The sequence below is a fragment of the Vescimonas sp. genome (assembly GCF_057856985.1).
The window spans coordinates 132,877-151,282 of sequence record NZ_DBLZXX010000003.1; the positions used below are offsets into that span (position 1 = coordinate 132,877).

Consider the following 18,406-nt stretch of genomic DNA (forward strand, 5'->3'; position numbering starts at 1 on the left):
TATGCGTAAATTCCATACCTTTGAGTTGGCACTGCTGCTGGCGCTGGCCGCCGCACTGCTCTGGGGAGCCTGGTCCCTCCACCGGCAGGACGATCTGCAGGCCAAAATGATCCGCCTTCACGTTATCGCCAACTCCGATAACGCCGCCGATCAGGCACTGAAGCTTCAGGTCCGCGATGCGGTGTTGACCCGTGCGGAGGCCATATTACGGGAGTCCGCCGACATGAACGATGCCCGCCGGCGCCTGACGGACGCCCTGCCCGCCATTGGGGATGCCGCCGCGGCGGAGCTGGCGGCGCAGCACCGCGACGATCTCGTCTCCGTCTCACTGGAGGAAGCGGAGTTTCCTCTCAAGGCATACGACGGCTTTGCCCTGCCCTCCGGCGGCTATCTGGCCCTGCGGGTAGTGATCGGCGCGGGGGAGGGCCGCAACTGGTGGTGCGTGGTGTACCCGCCCCTGTGTACCGCCGCCGCGTCCGACCTGTCCCGGACCGCGCTGGGCGCCGGCCTGACGGAGGATGACCTGTCTCTCATCACCGGCGACGGCGATGGCTATGTCCTGCGATTCCGGTCGCTGGAGCTGTGGGAGCGGCTGCGGCAGTGGCTGGGTAAATAGATTTGCCGCACAACTATCCGACAATATCGCACACCGCTCCTTGCATTTTGCCCCGTTATCCTGTAAAATAGAGCACGTATTTTACAGGAGAGGAGGGGCGCCATGTCGACGCACCGGAAGCGGCCGCTGGGCCGCGTGTGCCTGATGGCGCTGGCATTGGCGGCGCTGTTCCTCCTGTCCTTCGTCTGGGGGCGCTACGATGTGCCGCTGGGCGAGGTGGTGCGCATCCTGCTGTCCCGCCTGTTCCCCCTCACCCAGACGTGGACGGACAACATGGCCATCGCCGTCCACAACGTCCGCCTGCCCCGCATCCTGATGGCCTGCCTGGTGGGCTGTGCCCTGTCCGCCGCCGGTGCCAGTTACCAGACGGTGTTCCAGAACCCCATGGCCGCGCCGGACATTCTGGGCGCGTCCTCGGGAGCCTGTTTCGGCGCGGCGCTGGCCATCCTGCTGGGACAGGGCAGCGTCATGACCACGATTTTCGCCTTTTGCTTCAGCCTGCTGACGGTGGTGCTGGTCTACCTCATCGGCAGCCGTACCAGGGGCAGCAGGGTAGTGAGCATCCTGTTGGCCGGCATCATGGTGGGCTCGCTGTTCTCCGCCGGCACCTCCTACATTAAGCTGGTGGCCGACCCCGCCAACCAACTGCCTCAGATCACCTATTGGCTCATGGGCAGCCTGTCCGGCACGCGGCTGAAAACAGTGGGCTTCGCTGCCGCCTGCATGGCGGTTGGCTTGGTGCCCCTTCTGCTGCTGCGCTGGCGCATGAATCTGCTGACCTTGTCACCGGACGAGGCCCGCTCCATGGGCGTCAATACCGACCGGATCCGTCTGGCGGTGATCCTCTGTGCCACGGTGCTCACCGCGGCCAGCGTCTCCGTCTCCGGCATGATCGGCTGGGTGGGTCTGGTGATCCCGCACCTGAGCCGCCGCATCGTGGGCAACGACTGCCGGTATCTTCTGCCCATGTCCATGGTGTTCGGCGCAGGGTTTCTGCTGCTGGTGGACGATCTGGCCCGCTGCCTGACGGCGGTGGAGATCCCCATCGGTATCCTGACAGCATTTGTGGGCGCACCCTTCTTTGTCTATCTCATGGTAAAGGGGGAGGACCGCCTGTGAAGCTGACTGTAAAGGAGCTTACCTATACATATCGCGGTGGCCATACGGCGCTGCGGAACATCTCTTTCGCGGCCTGGCAGGGAGAGCTTTTGTCGGTGCTGGGCCCCAACGGCGCGGGGAAAAGTACCCTGTTCCGCTGCATTCTGGGCGGTCTGCCGGACTATGGCGGTGCCATCCTGCTGGACGGGCGGGATGCCCGCACTTTGGACCAGCGGACGCTGGCCGCCCATATCGCCTACATCCCCCAGATACACCGCCCTACCTTTGGTTATTCCGTGCTGGACACGGTGCTGATGGGTCTGACCCGCCAGCTCTCGCCGTTCCGCTCCCCCTCCGCCCAGCAGGAGCAGCAGGCTTTGGCCACTCTGGAGCAGTTGGGCGTAGTGCATCTGACCTACCGTAATTTTGCGGAGCTGTCCGGCGGCGAGCAGCAACTGGTGCTGATCGCCCGTGCTCTGTGTCAGCAGGCGGACATTCTGGTGATGGACGAACCCACGTCCTCGCTGGACTACGGCAATCAGCTTCGTGTGCTGCGCTGCGTCCATGATCTGTCCCGTCAGGGCTACACGGTGGTGCTCTCTACCCACGATCCCCAGCACGCTCTGCGCTTTTCCGACCGTGTGCTGGCTCTGTCCGGCGGCGCGGTAGCCGCGTTTGGTGCAACAAAGGAGGTTTTGACAGCAGAATTGCTCCGCCGTCTCTACGGCGTGGACGCGGCTCTGTTGGACACGGCCTACGGCCCCGCCATCGTGCCGAAAGGAGGAGAGGACCGTGTTCCGCTGGACGGATGACATGATTCGCTACATGGCGGATGCCGGACGCCAGACGGATTTCCACCGCCGCCTGACGGCGGAGCTGCTGCCGTATCTGTCGCCGCAGGATCGTGTCTGCGACGCAGGCTGCGGTCTGGGATTTCTCTCGCTGGCGCTGGCGCCCCATGTCCGCCATGTGACGGCGGCGGACTGCGATGCCCAGGCCCTCTCGGTGCTGAAAGAGGAGCTGGCTGCGCGGCACATTGAAAACGTGACGCCGCTATGTACAGATATTTTCACTGACCGTCCCGCCGAACCCTACGACGCCATGGTGTTCTGCTTCTTCGGCAGCATGGACGAAATACTGTCCGTGGCCAGATCCCGGTGCCGCGGCACGGTCATCGCCGTCAAGCGCGACCATAGGGACCATCGTTTTACCGTGACAAAGCAGCCCTTGGAAGAGAGTCACGGCGTGGCAGCTGCGGAAGCGCGGCTGACGGAGCTGAACATCCCCTATGAGCTGAAGCGGACGGCCTATCGCTTTGACCAGCCCTTCCGCGACTGGGAGGAGGCCCGTCTTTTTTTCGAGACGTACCGCCGCCGCGATGATGCGTCCCTTATCACGGATGGCTTCCTACGGGAGAAGCTGGAGCCTACCGGCGATGCAGCGTTTCCCTGGCACATACCGGTAGTTCGCCGTGCGGGGATATTTGTCTTTCAAACGTCAAAAATTCCTGAGAAACTTCCTCATGAAGCAAATCAGGAAGGAAAACGGAAATAAACCGGAAGTAAAAAAGGAAGAAAATGAGGAGGAAATTTGCCAATGAATGGAAAAAGATGGATGGCGCTGCTGCTGGCACTGGTGATGTCGTTCTCACTGTTTGCCTGCGGTGCAAAGCCTGCGGAGAATACCGGTGACAACAGCCAGAACACCGCCGCAGATGGCACCACGCGGGTATTCACGGACTCCTGCGGCCGCGAGGTCACAGTACCTGTGAATGTGGAAAAAATTGCTGTTTCCGGCCCTCTGGCCCAGATCGTGGTTTTCGCCATGGCACCGGATAAGCTGGTGGGTATCGCCAATGCGTGGGACGAAAGCGCTGCGGAGTTTTTGGATAAGAAATACTACAATCTGCCGATTTTGGGCCAGCTTTATGGCGGAAAAGGTGAGCTGAATCTTGAGACGCTGCTGGCCGCTGCGCCGGACGTGGTCATCGATGTTGGCGAGCCCAAGGGCAGTATTGTGGAGGATATGGATGACCTGCAGGAGCAGACCGGCATTCCCTTTGTCCACATCGATGCCTACCTTTCCTCTATGGATGATACATACGCCATGCTGGGAGACCTCCTGGCAATGCCCAACGAGGCGCAGGGGCGGGCGGACTACTGCCGCTTCGCCTATGACCGCATTGTATCCATCGCCGACAGCGTGGATAAAGTAAATCTCCTTTACATCACTGGAGATGAAGGACTTAACGTCATCGCACAGGGCTCCTTTCATGCCGAAGTCATCGACCTGCTCAGCAACAATCTGGCTGTGGTGGACGAGCCCTCCAGCAAGGGAACCGGCAACGAGGTGGACATGGAACAGATCCTCAACTGGAACCCCGATGTGATCCTGTTTGCTCCGGGCAGCATCTACGACACCGTGGCCGGCAATGAGAACTGGCAGACCATCTCCGCCATCCAGAGCGGCAAATACTATGAGGTCCCCATGGGGCCCTATAACTGGATGGGATTCCCGCCCAGCGTCCAGCGCCTGCTGGGTATGACGTGGATGGCCAAGGTCCTGTATCCCGAGGCGGTGGATTATGATCTCTATACCGAGGTCAGCACCTATTTCGAGCTGTTCTACCACTGCGACCTGACCCAGGCGCAGTACGATGCGCTGGTGGCCAACTCTATCCCCGCAGCATCTGCGGCGGATCAGGCGGCCTGATCGGAAACCATTGCAAACAAAGGACGCCCTGCGGCTTTGCGCCGCAGGGTGTCTGTGAATAGCCGCTGGTACGGCAGGAGGTAAACACGATGAATACCATTTTTCAGACGCTGGTGTACCAGCGGGAGAAGGGACAGGACACGGTGCTGGCCACCATCATCTGGGACGACGGATCCGCGCCCCGAGGTGCGGGCAGCCAGATGCTGGTGGGCCGCAACGGTCTGCTGGCCGGTACCATCGGCGGCGGCGCCGTGGAGGGGCGGTCCATTGCCATCGCCCGGGAGATGCTGGCTGACTGTACCGACAGCATGACGCGGGAGTTCCGGCTGCGCCGCGATGGCAGCGAGCAGAGCACCGGTATGGTCTGCGGCGGCGATGTGACCGTCTACTTCCGCCGTATTCCCTGCGGCGATAGGGCGTGGGATACACTGGCGGCGGAGGTGCTGCGGCGGGTCAGTACCCGCACGGTGGGCTGGCTGGTGCAGCCGCTGGACGGGAGCATGCCCTATCTGATGGATGAAAATACTGTTAAGGAAAAATGCTTTACAATGCAGCTGCCCATCGGAGAACGGGCGTTGATCTTTGGCGCGGGGCACATCTCCAAGGCACTGGTGCCGCTGCTGAGCAGTGTGGGGTTTAGGCCGGTGGTTTTTGACGACCGCCCCCAGTTCGCCACGCGGGAGCGGTTTCCCCAGGCGGACCAGGTCGTCTGCGGCGACTTCACCCGCATCCGCGACTACCTCACTGTGGAGCCGGAGGACTATGTGGTTATCATGACCAACGGCCACGAGTACGATTTCCAGTCGCAGGTGCAGGTGCTGCAGCACAAGACGGCCTACGTGGGCGTCATCGGCTCCCGCAAAAAGACGGCCTTTGTCAACCAGCGGCTGCGGGACGCAGGCATCTCCGATGAGGCCATCGCCTTTGTGCATACGCCTATCGGCACCGCCATCAAAGCCGTGACGCCGGAGGAGATCGCCGTGTCCATCGCCGGTGAGATGATCCTGGTGCGGGCAGAGCGCCGCGAGGCCAACGGGGAGGTCCGCCATGGCTGCCCCATGCACTGAGCATCTGTTCCTGACGGGCCGGAAGGGCGTGGGCAAGTCCACGCTGCTGCGAGCCGTGCTGGAAGGGAAGCGACTGGGTGGCTTTTTCACCCGTCGGATAACGGGCATCTTTGAGAGGCCCTCCATCCACCTGCTGCGGGCGGCGGAGGGCCAGCAGCCGTCGCCGGAGAATCTGGTGTGTCTCTGTGGGGAGCGGCGGACGGATCTGTTCGACCGGTTGGGGCCCGCAGCGCTGGCGGACGCGGCGGACTGCGACGTGATCGTCATGGACGAGCTGGGACCATCGGAGGCGGCGGCACTGGAATTCCAGAAGGCGGTGCTGGCAGCGCTGGACGGCGATAAGCCGGTGTACGGCGTTTTGCAGCAGGCGGACAGCGAATTCCTGGGCCGTGTGGCGGCGCACCCGCGGGTACGGGTCGTTACCGTGACGGAGGAGAACCGCGACCGGCTGCGGCAGCAGCTCTGTGGCGAAAAGTGAATTGAAAGAGTGTGTCTTTGACAGGCTCCGCACAGGTGCGGAGCGGTCAGGGGCGCGCTTTTTTTCGCAGCACAGAGGAATGTCCTTTCCTTTGGACAGTGGATACGGTATAATCAGCGTATAGACAGCGAAGGCTGCCGCAGCGCAGGGCGTGATGGCGGCGTGACCAAAAGATCACGGGAAACGAGGGATGCGGGATGGAATTACAGATCTGGATGGGCCGCGCCGGTGCGGGCAAGAGCCGCAGGGTGCTGGAGACGATGCAGGAGCGGCGGCAGCGGCCGCAGATCCTGCTGGTACCGGAGCACGCCTCCCATGAGGCGGAGCTGGATCTGTGCCGTGCGCTGGGACCCACAGCCAGCCGCGATGCGGAGGTGCTGAGCTTCCGAAATCTGGCCACCCGTGTACTGGCCCAGACCGGCGGACTGGCGGACGTGACGCTGGACGCTGGCGGCAAGCTGCTGACCATGCGGCGGGCGCTGCAGGAGGTGAGCAGCAGACTGACGGTGTTTGCGCGGCCCTCCCAACGGCCGGCGTTTCTGCGGCAGCTGGTGGCGCTGGCCGATGAGCTGTACGCCTATCAGGTGACGCCGGAGATGCTGCTGGCGCAGGTGGCGGACATGGAGGGCGCGGCTGGGGATAAGCTGCGGTCCGCGGCGCTGATCTACGGCGCCTACGATGCCCACCTGCGGGGGGAGGGGTTCGACGCCCGCTCCCGCGTGCAGAAGCTGTGCGATGCCCTGCCGGAGTCGGACTATCTGATGGGCAAGGACGTGTATGTTGACGGGTTCTCCTACTTCAATTGGGTGGAGGAGGACATTCTGGAGACGGCGCTGCGGCAGGGGAACTGCCTGACGGTGACGCTGCTGGGAGACGAGTCGGACCCGCAGCTGTTCCAGAACGCCCTGCGGCAGAGGGATCGCCTGAAACGGATGGCAGCGTTGGTACACGCAAGATGTGAAGTAGAAACACTTGTCAGCAAAAACGATGGGCCGCTGGGGTATCTGGAGCGATGCTTCTTCGATGGAGAGGAGCCGTGGCAGGGGGAGGAGCCGCCCATCCGGCTGTATCAGGCGGAGACAGCGTTCTCCGAGGCGGAATATGTGTCCGCCTGTGTGCGGCGGCTGGCCCGGCAGGGCTGCCGCTGGCGGGACATCGGTGTGGCGGCGCGGAACATGGAGGTATACGGGCCGCTTTTGGAGGCGGTGTTCCGCAGGGACGGCATCCCCGCCTACATCAGCCGGCGCAGCGACATCCTGGAAAAGCCGGTGCTGACCATGGTGCTGTCGGCGGTGGACGCTGTTACCGGAGGATTTGAGTATGAGGACGTGTTCCGGTGCCTGAAAACCGGCATGGCGGGTATCTCAGCGGCGGAGTGCGATATGCTGGAAAACTATGTGATCCGGTGGCAGATACGGGGCGGCATGTGGCTGAAGGAAGCGGATTGGACCGCCGATCCAGACGGCTACGGACAGGAGATCAGCGAAGCGCGGCGGCAGCGGCTGGAGGAGGTCAACGCAGTGCGCCGCCGCGTGCGCGTGCTGTTCCTGGAACTGAGCGAGGGACTGAAGGTAGGTAAAACCATACGGGATAAAGCAGAAGTGCTTTACAGGTTTACGGAGCACGCAGGAGTGCCGGAGACACTGAAAGCCCAGACGGCGACACTGTACGACGGAGGACAGGTGCAGCTGGCGGAGGAGTACAGCCAGCTGTGGAGCATCTTCTGCGGCGTGCTGGACCAGTTCGTGGAGCTGCTGGGCGACGTAGAGGTGGACGGGCAGGAGTTCGCCCGCTTGCTGCGGCTGGTACTGAGCCAGTACGCCGTGGCCACCATTCCCGCCACGCTGGATCAGGTGAAGGTGACGCCCATCACGCGGAACGACCGGCATACGGTGCGGCATCTGTTTTTGCTGGGCGCCAACGACAACGTGCTGCCCACGGTGGAGACGGGGGGCGGGCTGCTGGACGCCCAGGAGCGGGAGCTTCTGCAGCAGCGGGGCATCCTGCTGTCGGACGCCACATTTGACCCCCTCGGCGCGGAATTGCAGAACATCTATGCGTGCCTGGCGCAGCCTACGGCGTCGCTGACGGTGATGTGGCCGGTGACGGACGGCGCGGGCGGGCAGCTGCTGCCGTCTTTTGTGGTGGAGCGCATCGGGCGGTTGTTCCCGCAGATCACGGTGGAGCGGGAGGACGGCGCCTATCGGCGGGAGCTGCCGGCACCGGCGCTGGCGCTGGCCGGTCAGGAGATGGGCGGGCCTCTGTGGCAATATTTTGCAGGGAGCGGGCAGGCCCCGCTGCTGGCGCGGATGGAACAGGCGCGATCCATGGGCCGCGGCAGGCTGTCGCCTCAGGCGGTGCAGACGCTGTATGGGCGGCGCATTGCCATGTCCGCGTCCCGTATCGACCGGCTGAAAAGCTGCCATTTCGGGTATTTTATGGAGTACGGGCTGCGAGCCAAGGAGCGGACAAGCGCCGGTTTCGAGGCACCGGAGGTGGGCACATTCATCCACTATCTGCTGGAGAACGTAAACCGCGACGTGTGTGCGCGCGGTGGCTACGGTGAGGTGGACAAGCCTGCGCTGCGGCAGCTGGTACACCACTATGTGGACCTGTATGCCCAGACCATGATCGACGGCTACGACCAGAAGGGGGCGCGATTCCGGTATCTTTTCTCGCGGCTGCGGGAGACGGCCTGCGCCATCGTGGAGAACATCGCCGACGAGATGGCGGTGTCGGATTTCCGGCCCATTGCCTTCGAGCTGGGCTTCGGCGGGAAGGACGGCCAGCTGCCGGCCATCACCGTGACAGAGGGCAGCACGGCCCTGTCGGTGCGGGGCAAGGTAGACCGCGTGGACGGCTGGATAAAGGACGGAAAGCTGTATCTGCGGGTGGTGGACTACAAGACCGGCCAGAAGGCATTCGACCTGTCGGATGTGCGGTACGGGCTGGGTATCCAGATGCTGCTGTACCTGTTCGCCCTGCAGAAGGAGGGCAGCGGATATTTCGGGATGCCGGTGGTGCCGGCCGGCGTGCTGTATACGCCGGCGCGGGAGATCATCTCGCGGGAGGACCGCAGCATCCCGCCGGAGAAGCTGGAGGCCGTGCTGCGGCGGAAGCTGCGGCGTACCGGCATGCTGTTGAGCGAGCCGGAGGTGCTGCGGGCCATGGAGCACAGTGCGCTGGAGAAGCCGTGCTACCTGCCCATCGGGAAGGTGACGGATGGACAGCCTGCGGCGCTGCTGCCCAATCTGCTGGTGGACACGGCGGAGATGGGCAGGATGGCGCGATACATCGACAGCCTGCTGCACCGCGTGGCGCGGGAAATCGGAGACGGCAACATCGATGCCGACCCCTGTACCCGCGGGCCGCAGGACAGCGCCTGCACCTGGTGCGCGTTCCGGGCGGCATGCTGGTTCGACGAGAAACGGGACAAGCCGCGCTATCTGAGGAAAATAACGCCGGAGGAGTTCTGGCAGACGGTAGACAGGGAGGTGGAGCACCATGGGTGAGCTGAAGCTGACGGAGCAGCAGCACGCGGCGGTATTTGACCGCGGCGGAAGTCTGCTGGTGTCCGCCGCAGCCGGTTCCGGCAAGACGAAGGTACTGGTGGAGCGGGTGTTCTCCTATCTGACGCAGGAGCGCGCCAATGTGGACGATTTTCTCATCATCACCTACACCCGCGCGGCGGCGGCGGAGCTGCGGGCGCGGCTGGCCTCGGAGCTGGCGGCGCGGGTGGCGGAGACACCGGAGGACCGGCACCTGCGGCGGCAGATGTTCCGCGTGTATCAGGCGGATATCAAGACGGTGGACGGCTTCTGCGCATCGCTGCTGCGGGAGCACATCCACCTGCTGGAGCCGGTGGACGGGCGGTGTCTGACGCCGGACTTCCGTGTATTGGACGAGGCTGAGGCACAGCTGCTGCGGGAGCGGGCGCTGGAGCGGACCATGGAGACGTTCTATCAGGACATCGAAAACGGCGATGAAGAGGCGGCGCAGCTGGCGGGTACGCTGGGCGCGGGACGGGATGACAGGGCCCTGACCGCGCTGGTGCTGGAGCTGCACAGCAAGATCCAGAGCCATCCCTACCCCGAGAAGTGGCTGCGGGCCGCGGCGGAGAGCTGGCGGCAGCTGCCCTCATCGCTGGCAGACAGCGACTACGGCAGGACGGTGATGGAGGACACAGTGCGGCGGGCCTTGTTCTGGGCGGGGCAGCTGGAACGGGCCGTGGCCGCCATGGAGGACTGCGAGCCGGTATACAAGGCCAATGCGGCCCAGTTTCTGGCGGCGGCGGCAGAGCTGCGCCGGTACGAGCAGGCGTCTCAGGAGGGCTGGGACGCCATGGGCCGCGTGCAGCCGGTGCTGCAGCGGGCCGGTACGGTGAAAAACGGCGAGAACGACGAGGCCAAGGCGGCGGCCAAGGCCGTGCGGGAGAAATACAAGAAGGCCAAGGAGGAGATGACCGCGCCCTACCTCGTGACGGAGCGGGAGCATCTGGAGGATCTGCAGGCAGCAGCGCCGTCCATGCTGGCGCTGCTGCGTCTGACGGAGCGGTTCTCCCAGCGCTACCAGGCGGAGAAGGTGCGGCGCAATGCCATGGATTTCTCCGACCAGGAGCACTACGCCGTGACGCTGCTGTGCGGTCAGGACGATGAACCAACGGATCTGGCGCGGCAGGTGTCCCAGCGGTATCAGGAGATCATGGTGGACGAGTATCAGGATACCAACGAGGTGCAGGACTGCATCTTCCGGGCTATCTCCCGCGCAGGGCGGAACCTGTTCACCGTGGGCGATGTGAAGCAAAGCATCTACCGGTTCCGGCTGGCGGACCCCACCATCTTTATGGGTAAGTACCGGCAGTTCGCCGACGCGGCGGATGCCGAGGAGGGTCAGCCCCGCCGCATGGTGCTCAGCCGCAACTTCCGATCCCGCGGGGAGGTGCTGGAGGCCACTAACTTCGTCTTTTCGGACATCATGTCCCAGGAAATGGGGGAGATGGACTACACCGATCAGGAGAAGCTGTACTTCGGCGCGGCGTACTATACCCCAGCAGCGGGGCGGGAGACGGAGCTGCACGTGGTCAGTGTGGAGGACACACCGGACCAGGCGCTGGACCGCACTGAGGCGGAGGCCCGCTTTACAGCGCGGCGCATCCGGCAGCTGCTGGATGAGAAGTTCCCCGTGCAGGCGGGGGAGGGCGCAATGCGGCCGGTACGGCCGGAGGACATCGTCATCCTCATGCGGTCGCCCCGCTCGCGGATGCAGACGTTCACCCGTGCGCTGGCGCGGGAGGGCATCCCCTGCGGCAGCGGGGAGAGCGAGGACTTTTTCAGCGCCATGGAGATCGCGGTGACGGTGTCGCTGCTGGAGATCGTGGACAATCCGCGGCAGGACGTGCCGCTCATCGGCGTACTGCGCTCGCCGCTGGTGGGGTTGTCTCCCAATCAGCTGGCGGCCATCCGCGCCGTGCTGCCGGAGGGAGACTACTACGATGCGCTGTGTCAGGACGAGAGCAACGCGGCACGGGAGTTCCTGACGCTGCTGAATGAGCTGCGGCAGGCGGCGCGGGAGATGCCGGCGGACGACTTGCTGTGGTACATCTACGACCGGTGCCATGTCATGGCTATTTTCGGAGCCATGGAAGATGGGGCAATGCGGCAGGCGCGGCTGACGGCGCTGTACGACTACGCACGGCAGCTGGTGCAGAGCGGGAAGGCGGGGCTATTCGACTTCATCAGTCATCTGCGGCAGCTGCTGGAAAACGGCGATGCACCGACGCTGGGGACAGCCCAGGCGGCGGAGGGCGTGCAGATCATGAGTATCCACCGGTCCAAAGGACTGGAGTTCCCTGTGGTGATCCTGGCGGACCTCCAGCGCAGCTTCAACCGGCAGGACCTGAACCGGCCGGTGCTGGTGCATCCGGAGCTGGGGCTTGGCACGGATCGGGTGGATCGGGAAAGACACATCCGCTACGCCACCATCTCCAAGGAGGCGCTGGCGCTGCGGCTGGAACGGGAGGCCAAGGCCGAGGAGATGCGCATCCTCTATGTGGCCATGACCCGGGCCAGGGAGAAGCTTATCCTCATCGACTGCCGCAAGGGGATGGAGAAGAAGCTGCGGGATCTGACGGCCATGACCGGTATACCGGTGCCGCCGGAGGCGGTGGCCGATGCGGACTCGCCTGGGGAGTGGGTGCTGCTGTCGCTGCTGCACACGACGCAGGCAGCGGCGCTCCACGGTATGGCAGGTGTGCGGCCGGAGGCGCTGACGCAGGCGCCGGACAGCTGGTCCATCCGGCTGTGGCACGAAAACGGTGAGGCATCGGGGACGGCGGTAGAGGACGCGGAGGAGGCTGGCGTGCCTCAGGACTTCACGGAACCGGATCGGGCGGCGCTGGACTTCGTATATCCCCACGCAGCGGTGACCACGGTGCCCACCAAGATCACGGCCACCCAGTTGAAGGGGCGGGAGCTGGATCAGGAGGTGGCGGAGGGCGCAGGCACTGTCCGCAGGCCCTCGGAGCCGGAAAAGCCCCGCTTTTTGCAGGAAATACACGGACTGTCCGCCGCAGAGCGGGGTACGGCCATCCATCTCGTGATGCAGTACCTGCCGATGGACACGGCGGCGGAGGAGCAGTCCGTGGCGGCTCAGGTACAGGCGCTGGAGCAGCGGCGACTATTGACGCCGGCCCAGGCGGAGGCGGTGGACAAGCGGGCCATCGCGGCGTTTCTGCGGTCGCCGCTGGCGGATCGCATCCGCGGCGCAGAGCAGGTATGGCGGGAATACCGCTTCGCCCTGCTGATGCCAGCGGAGCGGTATGCAGGCGGCGCAGAGGGCGAGGAGATGCTCTTACAGGGTGTGGCGGATTGTGTGTTCCGGAAGGATGGCGCGCTGACGGTGGTGGACTTCAAGACCGACCGCGTCACAGCGGAGGAAGCTCCCGCCCGAGCCGAGATATACCGCGGGCAGCTCCAGGCGTACAGCGACGCACTGAGCCGCATCATGGAAATGCCGGTGGAGCGGCGGGTATTGTACTTTTTCCAGTGCGGGCAGGAAATTTCTTTGTAGATCCTGTGAAAAAAGCTTGCAATTTGGAAAGATATATGCTATCATCACAGATGCGTTTGTGGATATACCACGGCGACGAGTGAACCAGAAAGGGGTGAACATGAGCAATGAAGGAAGGAATCCATCCCAATTATCAGCAGACTACTATCAAATGCGCCTGCGGTAATGTGATTGAGACAGGTTCTACGAAGAAGGATATTCGCGTGGAAGTCTGCTCTAAGTGTCACCCCTTCTTCACCGGCAAGCAGAAGCTGGTGGATACCGGCGGACGTGTTGCCAAGTTCAACAAGCGTTTCGGTCTGGACAAGTAAAAGAGACACGTCACATCACAAGACCCGTACCGTTTGGTACGGGTCTTGTTTGTTTACATTTGCCGCAAAATACGATATACTATAAACAATTCAGTCGGGGGAGGGCCTATGGAACGAAGGACCATCGAAGAGAACAAGGAGAAGAAACGGGACTACGCGGTGCTGGTGGGGCTGCGGTCGCCGGTGCTGGGCGCGGACAGTGCCGATGAGGAGAGCCTGGCGGAGCTGGGGGCACTGGTGGAGACGGCCGGCGGAGAGCCGGTGGGCACCATCCTCCAGAGCCGCGAGAAGCCGGACCCCCACAGCTTTATCGGCGAGGGCAAGGTGGAGGAGGTCAAGCGCATGGTGGAAAACAGCGACGCCACCATGGTCATCTTCGACAACGACCTGTCACCCTCCCAGATACGGGTGCTGACGGAGCTGTGCGGTGTGCAGGTACTGGACCGCAGTGGGTTGATCCTGGACATCTTCGCCCAGCGGGCCAAAACAAAAGAGGGCTGTTTACAGGTGGAGCTGGCACAGTACCAGTACCTGCTGCCGCGGCTGGTGGGCATGTGGACCCATCTGGAGCGGCAGGCGGGCACCAGCGGCAAGGGACCTATCGGCTCCAAGGGTCCCGGCGAGACGCAGCTGGAGACGGACCGGAGGCACATCCATCGGAAGATCGACAAGTTGAAGGCAGAGCTGGAGGAGGTGCGCCGCGTGCGGGGCACCCAGCGGCAGCGCCGGATGAAAAACGAGATCCCCGTGGTGGCCATCGTGGGCTACACCAACGCGGGCAAGTCCACGCTGCTCAACGCCATCACCGGCGCGGGTATCCCCGCCAACGACCGGCTGTTCGATACGCTGGACACTACCACCCGCCTGCTGACGGTCAGCGATACGCTGGATGTGGTGATCTCCGATACGGTGGGGTTTATCCGCAAACTGCCCCATCAGCTGGTGGAGGCGTTCAAGGCCACGCTGGAGGAACTGGAGTACGCCGATCTGCTGCTGCACGTTATCGACGTGTCCAATCCGGAGTGGCGGGAGCAGGCCCGCATTGTGGATGAGCTTATCCGCGAGCTGGGCGCGGAAGGCATCCCCTGTATCCGCGTGTACAACAAGTGCGACGCGGCATTCACCGCCCAGCAGGAGCGGGAGAAGGACGCCGTATATATCTCCGCCAGGACCGGCGAGGGCATCCCTGCGCTGCTGGAGGCCGTGGATAAGCGGCTGGACAAGGGCACGAAGCGGGTGGTCATCCACCTGCCCTACGACAAGGCGGGACTGCTGGACGGGCTGTACCGCGAGGCCAAGGTGGAGGGCGTGGAATACGGCGAGACGGTGGATGTGACGGCGGTGTGTACGCCCCGTATCATGGGGCGGCTGAAGGCATATATCGAGGGCTGGGTGGAGCCCAAGGAGGACTGGGAATGATGGTGACAACGGAGCGGCTGGTGCTGCGGCCCTGGCGGGAGGAAGACGCGGAGAGTCTGTACCGCTATGCCTGCGATGGACAGGTGGGCCCCGCGGCGGGATGGAAGCCCCGCGAGTCCGTGGAGGAGAGCCGCCGGATCATCCGAACGGTGCTGTCCCAGCCGGATACGCTGGCGGTACTGCTGCGGGAACGGCCGGAGGAGACCATCGGTTCCGTGGGCGTATTTCCCACCGATGCGCCGGATGGGAAAGGTGAGCCGGAGATCGGCTACTGGATCGGACGGCCCTTCTGGGGGCAGGGGTTCATCCCTGAGGCGGTGCGGGAGCTGCTGTGCTGGTGCTTTATGGAGCGGGGCGCGGCGCGTGTTTGGTGCGGCCATTCCCCGGGGAATGACAAGTCCCGCCGCGTCATCGAGAAGTGCGGGTTCACCTATGTTTGCGACGGGCCCTCCGTGCTGTGGCCTGACGGGCAGGGGCGGCCTACCTGCTACTATGCTATCGCCCGAGAGGACTGGGAGAAGGAGGCGCGGCATGGGTGAGTTTCGCGTGCCGTTTCAGGCGGCGGACAGCGAGTTCGTGGAAAAGCGATCCCGTTTCATCAGCCATCTGCTGCCGGTGGAGTCCGAGGAGGACGCCCGGGCGTTCATCGCCCAGATCAAGAAGCAGTACTACGATGCAAGGCACAACTGCTGGTGCTATCTCATAGGGGAGAACGTGGTGCGGTACAGCGACGACGGCGAGCCCCAGGGCACGGCGGGACAGCCCATGCTCAACGTGTTCCAGCGGGAGAACGTTACCAACGTGGTATGCGTGGTGACGCGGTACTTCGGCGGCATTTTGCTGGGAGCCGGCGGGCTGACACGCGCCTATTCCAAGGGGGCGCGGGACGCTCTGTGCGCCGCAGGGTACGCGGTGATGGGGCGGTGGGCCGTGGTGGATATCCCGTGCTCCTATGCGCTGTTCGAGCGGGTGCGGCTGGAGGCCGCCGCGCAGGGCGGCACAGTGGACGACACCCAGTACGGTGCGGACATCCATCTGACGGTGTCACTGCCGGAGGAGAGAGTGGAGACCTTACAAGAACGGCTCACCGAGTTGTCCGCCGGAGGCGTCCGGCTCGCGGTGCTGTCGGCGGAGTTCCGCCCGGGGCCGCGGCAGGAGCTTTGAGCATTTATGCCGGAATGCTGGGGGAAATTTTGGTATTTTAACGGAATGTTTACAGCTTATCCCTTGTGCGCCGGCGGCGAACATGATATACTGGTGTTGTAAAGATACAAGTGCGTATCTGCCCGAAATTGGACAGATACGCCATTTTTTTAAGGAAAGGAATGGTAATTTGACGAGAAGAACGGTACAGGAGGAGCAGGCGCGCCTGCGGAAGCAGCGGAAGAAGGCACAGGGCTTTTTGTCCATCTTCAAAAAGCCCCTGCACGAGTCACTGACATCGGTGCTGCCCATCATGCTGATCGTGCTGGCGCTGGGCTTTACCATCGCGCCGGTGCCCAACAACGCCATGATGGCATTTCTGCTGGGAGGCGTGCTGCTTATCGTGGGCATGGGCCTATTTACGCTGGGGTCGGAGATGTCCATGATCCCGCTGGGTCAGGCGGTGGGCAGCGAGATCACGCGATCCAAGAATGTCTGGATCATCGTGGGCATCAGCTTCCTCATCGGCATCATTATCACCGTGGCAGAGCCGGACCTGCAGGTGCTGGCCAACCAGGTACCGGCCATTGAGAATAATGTCATCATCTGGTCCGTGGCAGTAGGCGTGGGCGTGTTTCTGGTCATCGCGCTGCTGCGCATCCTGCTGGGTATCCAGCTGAGGTGGCTGCTGATCGGGTTCTACATATTGGTGTTCGGACTTGCCATGTTCGTCTCACCGGATTTCTGGGCGGTGGCTTTTGACTCCGGCGGCGTCACTACCGGCCCCATGACCGTACCGTTCATCATGGCGCTGGGCGTGGGCGTCAGCGCCGTCCGCAGCGACAAGCAGGCAGGCGGCGACAGCTTTGGCCTGGTGGCACTGTGCTCCATCGGACCTATCATCACGGTGCTGCTGCTGGGACTTCTGTACCGGCCGGATGGCAGCGCTTACACCAACACGGTGATGCCGGATGCCAAGGACACGGTGGAGATGTTCCACGCCTATGTGGACGCGCTGCCGGAGTACTTCGCGGAGACGGCCAAGGCGCTGGCTCCCATTGCCGCGTTTCTGGTGCTGTTCCAGCTGGTGACCCGGAGGCTGAAGCGCCGCACGCTGCTGAGCATGGCGGTGGGCCTGGCCTACGTGTACGTGGGGCTTGCACTGTTCCTCACAGGCGTCAATGTGGGCTTCATGCCCGTGGGCAGCTTCTTGGGCGGCAGCATCGCGGGGCATACATATAACTGGATACTTATCCCCATCGCCATGGTCATCGGCTACTTCATCGTGCAGGCGGAGCCGGCGGTGCATGTGCTGAACAAGCAGGTGGAGGAGATCACGGCGGGAGCCATTCCCGCCCATGCCATGAACATCGCCCTGTCCGTGGGCGTGGCGGTGTCGCTGGGCCTTGCCATGATCCGCGTACTCACCGGCATCTCTATCATGTGGTTCCTCATCCCGGGCTACGCCATCAGCCTGACGCTGAGCTTTGTGGTGCCGGAGATATTTACGTCGGTGGCCTTCGACTCCGGCGGCGTGGCATCGGGTCCCATGACGGCCACATTTCTGCTGCCCTTCGCGTTGGGCGCGTGCGCGGCGGCGGGAGGAAATCTGGTGACGGATGCCTTCGGCGTGGTGGCCATGGTGGCCATGACACCGCTGGTGACCATCCAGCTGCTGGGCGTCAGCTATCAGCGGAAGTTGAAGCAGGCCAAGGCGACAACGGCGGCTCCCGTAACGGCGGAGCCCATCATCGAGCTGTGTTGACGGGGGTAACGGGATGAATAAGAGACTGTACTACATCATTACCATCACCAATCGGGTGATGGGCAGCAAGCACTTTCTGGATTTCTATCGGGCCTTCGGCGCGCCGGTAGTATTCTCGGCGCTGGGCCGCGGTACCGCCAGCGACGACGTGCTCAGCTATCTGGGACTGGAGGCCACGGAGAAATCTGTGCTGTTCTCCGTGGTGACGCCGCAGATCAAGGACGTGTTGATGCGGGAGCTGGTGGACACCATGCACATCGACCGGCCGGGCAGCGGTATCGCCGTATGCCTGCATCTGAGCAGCGTGGGCGGGAGATCCGCCATGCAGTATCTCATCTCCGGCGGCACGGACGTGGAGCCGGATCTGACGGTAAAGGAGGAGGAACGTATGAGCAATTCCGGTTATGAGCTGGTGGTGGCCATCGCCAACGGCGGCTATTCTGATATGGTGATGGAGGCGGCATCCGCCGCAGGCGCACAGGGCGGTACCGTGCTGCACACCCGCGCTGCCGATGCGGCCAACGGCAATAAGTTCTTCGGTATGGCCATCACCGAGGAGCGGGAGATGATCCTGCTGGTAACGCCGGCGGAGAAGCGTGCCGCCATCATGCAGGCCATCATGGAGAAGGCGGGAGCCCAGTCGGAGGCCCAGTCTGTGGTGTTCTCCGTGGCGCTGGACGAGGTAGCGGGCCTTTACAGCGTGGAGAGCTGAAGGTACATCGAAAAAAC

General features: G+C 63.4%; 15 protein-coding genes. All 15 read left to right on the forward strand.

Annotation, left to right across the window (positions count from 1 at the left end; genetic code table 11):
• Position 1: 1 nt before the first annotated feature.
• The 15 genes from ACZM22_RS04730 (at position 2) to ACZM22_RS04800 (ending at position 18,389) form a co-directional block, all read left to right on the forward strand.
• Entirely contained in the window at positions 2–616 is a 615-nt protein-coding gene (locus ACZM22_RS04730) for a stage II sporulation protein R (RefSeq protein WP_489543268.1), read from the forward strand.
• Positions 617–718: 102 nt separating this feature from the next.
• The gene (locus tag ACZM22_RS04735) at positions 719–1,735 is read left to right on the forward strand and encodes a FecCD family ABC transporter permease (RefSeq protein WP_489543269.1); all 1,017 of its coding nucleotides are present in this window, start codon (positions 719–721) and stop codon (positions 1,733–1,735) included.
• Positions 1,732–2,526, forward strand: coding sequence for an ABC transporter ATP-binding protein (locus tag ACZM22_RS04740; RefSeq protein ID WP_489543270.1), 795 nt, complete (start codon positions 1,732–1,734; stop codon positions 2,524–2,526). The genes ACZM22_RS04735 and ACZM22_RS04740 overlap by 4 nt, the downstream gene beginning before the upstream one ends.
• The gene (locus tag ACZM22_RS04745) at positions 2,507–3,268 is read left to right on the forward strand and encodes a class I SAM-dependent methyltransferase (protein ID WP_489543271.1); all 762 of its coding nucleotides are present in this window, start codon (positions 2,507–2,509) and stop codon (positions 3,266–3,268) included. Before ACZM22_RS04740 ends, ACZM22_RS04745 begins: the two co-directional genes overlap by 20 nt.
• Positions 3,269–3,310: 42 nt before the next feature.
• Positions 3,311–4,426 (forward strand): ABC transporter substrate-binding protein, encoded by a 1,116-nt coding sequence (locus ACZM22_RS04750; protein WP_489543272.1) that lies wholly within the window; start codon positions 3,311–3,313, stop codon positions 4,424–4,426.
• Positions 4,427–4,515: 89 nt separating this feature from the next.
• Complete coding sequence (locus tag ACZM22_RS04755) at positions 4,516–5,493, forward strand: XdhC family protein (protein ID WP_489543273.1); 978 nt, start codon at positions 4,516–4,518, stop codon at positions 5,491–5,493.
• Positions 5,474–5,971, forward strand: a complete 498-nt coding sequence (locus ACZM22_RS04760; RefSeq protein WP_489543274.1) for a nucleoside-triphosphatase — start codon at positions 5,474–5,476, stop codon at positions 5,969–5,971. The genes ACZM22_RS04755 and ACZM22_RS04760 overlap by 20 nt, the downstream gene beginning before the upstream one ends.
• Positions 5,972–6,168: 197 nt before the next feature.
• The gene (locus ACZM22_RS04765) at positions 6,169–9,483 is read left to right on the forward strand and encodes a PD-(D/E)XK nuclease family protein (RefSeq protein ID WP_489543275.1); all 3,315 of its coding nucleotides are present in this window, start codon (positions 6,169–6,171) and stop codon (positions 9,481–9,483) included.
• Entirely contained in the window at positions 9,476–13,039 is a 3,564-nt protein-coding gene (addA, locus tag ACZM22_RS04770; protein ID WP_489543276.1) for a helicase-exonuclease AddAB subunit AddA, read from the forward strand. Before ACZM22_RS04765 ends, addA begins: the two co-directional genes overlap by 8 nt.
• 107 nt (positions 13,040–13,146) lie before the next feature.
• The gene (gene rpmE / locus ACZM22_RS04775; RefSeq protein WP_021859148.1) at positions 13,147–13,350 is read left to right on the forward strand and encodes a 50S ribosomal protein L31; all 204 of its coding nucleotides are present in this window, start codon (positions 13,147–13,149) and stop codon (positions 13,348–13,350) included.
• Positions 13,351–13,458: 108 nt separating this feature from the next.
• A complete protein-coding gene (gene hflX, locus ACZM22_RS04780) occupies positions 13,459–14,769 on the forward strand; it encodes a GTPase HflX (RefSeq protein WP_489543277.1) in 1,311 nt (436 codons plus the stop codon).
• Positions 14,766–15,308, forward strand: a complete 543-nt coding sequence (locus ACZM22_RS04785; protein ID WP_489543278.1) for a GNAT family N-acetyltransferase — start codon at positions 14,766–14,768, stop codon at positions 15,306–15,308. Before hflX ends, ACZM22_RS04785 begins: the two co-directional genes overlap by 4 nt.
• Entirely contained in the window at positions 15,301–15,933 is a 633-nt protein-coding gene (locus ACZM22_RS04790) for a YigZ family protein (protein WP_484425128.1), read from the forward strand. Before ACZM22_RS04785 ends, ACZM22_RS04790 begins: the two co-directional genes overlap by 8 nt.
• A gap of 169 nt (positions 15,934–16,102) precedes the next feature.
• On the forward strand, positions 16,103–17,677 hold the full coding sequence (locus ACZM22_RS04795) for a DUF1538 domain-containing protein (RefSeq protein ID WP_489543279.1): 1,575 nt from the start codon (positions 16,103–16,105) through the stop codon (positions 17,675–17,677).
• Between the two features lie 13 nt (positions 17,678–17,690).
• Complete coding sequence (locus tag ACZM22_RS04800; RefSeq protein ID WP_489543280.1) at positions 17,691–18,389, forward strand: P-II family nitrogen regulator; 699 nt, start codon at positions 17,691–17,693, stop codon at positions 18,387–18,389.
• Positions 18,390–18,406 lie beyond the last annotated feature (17 nt).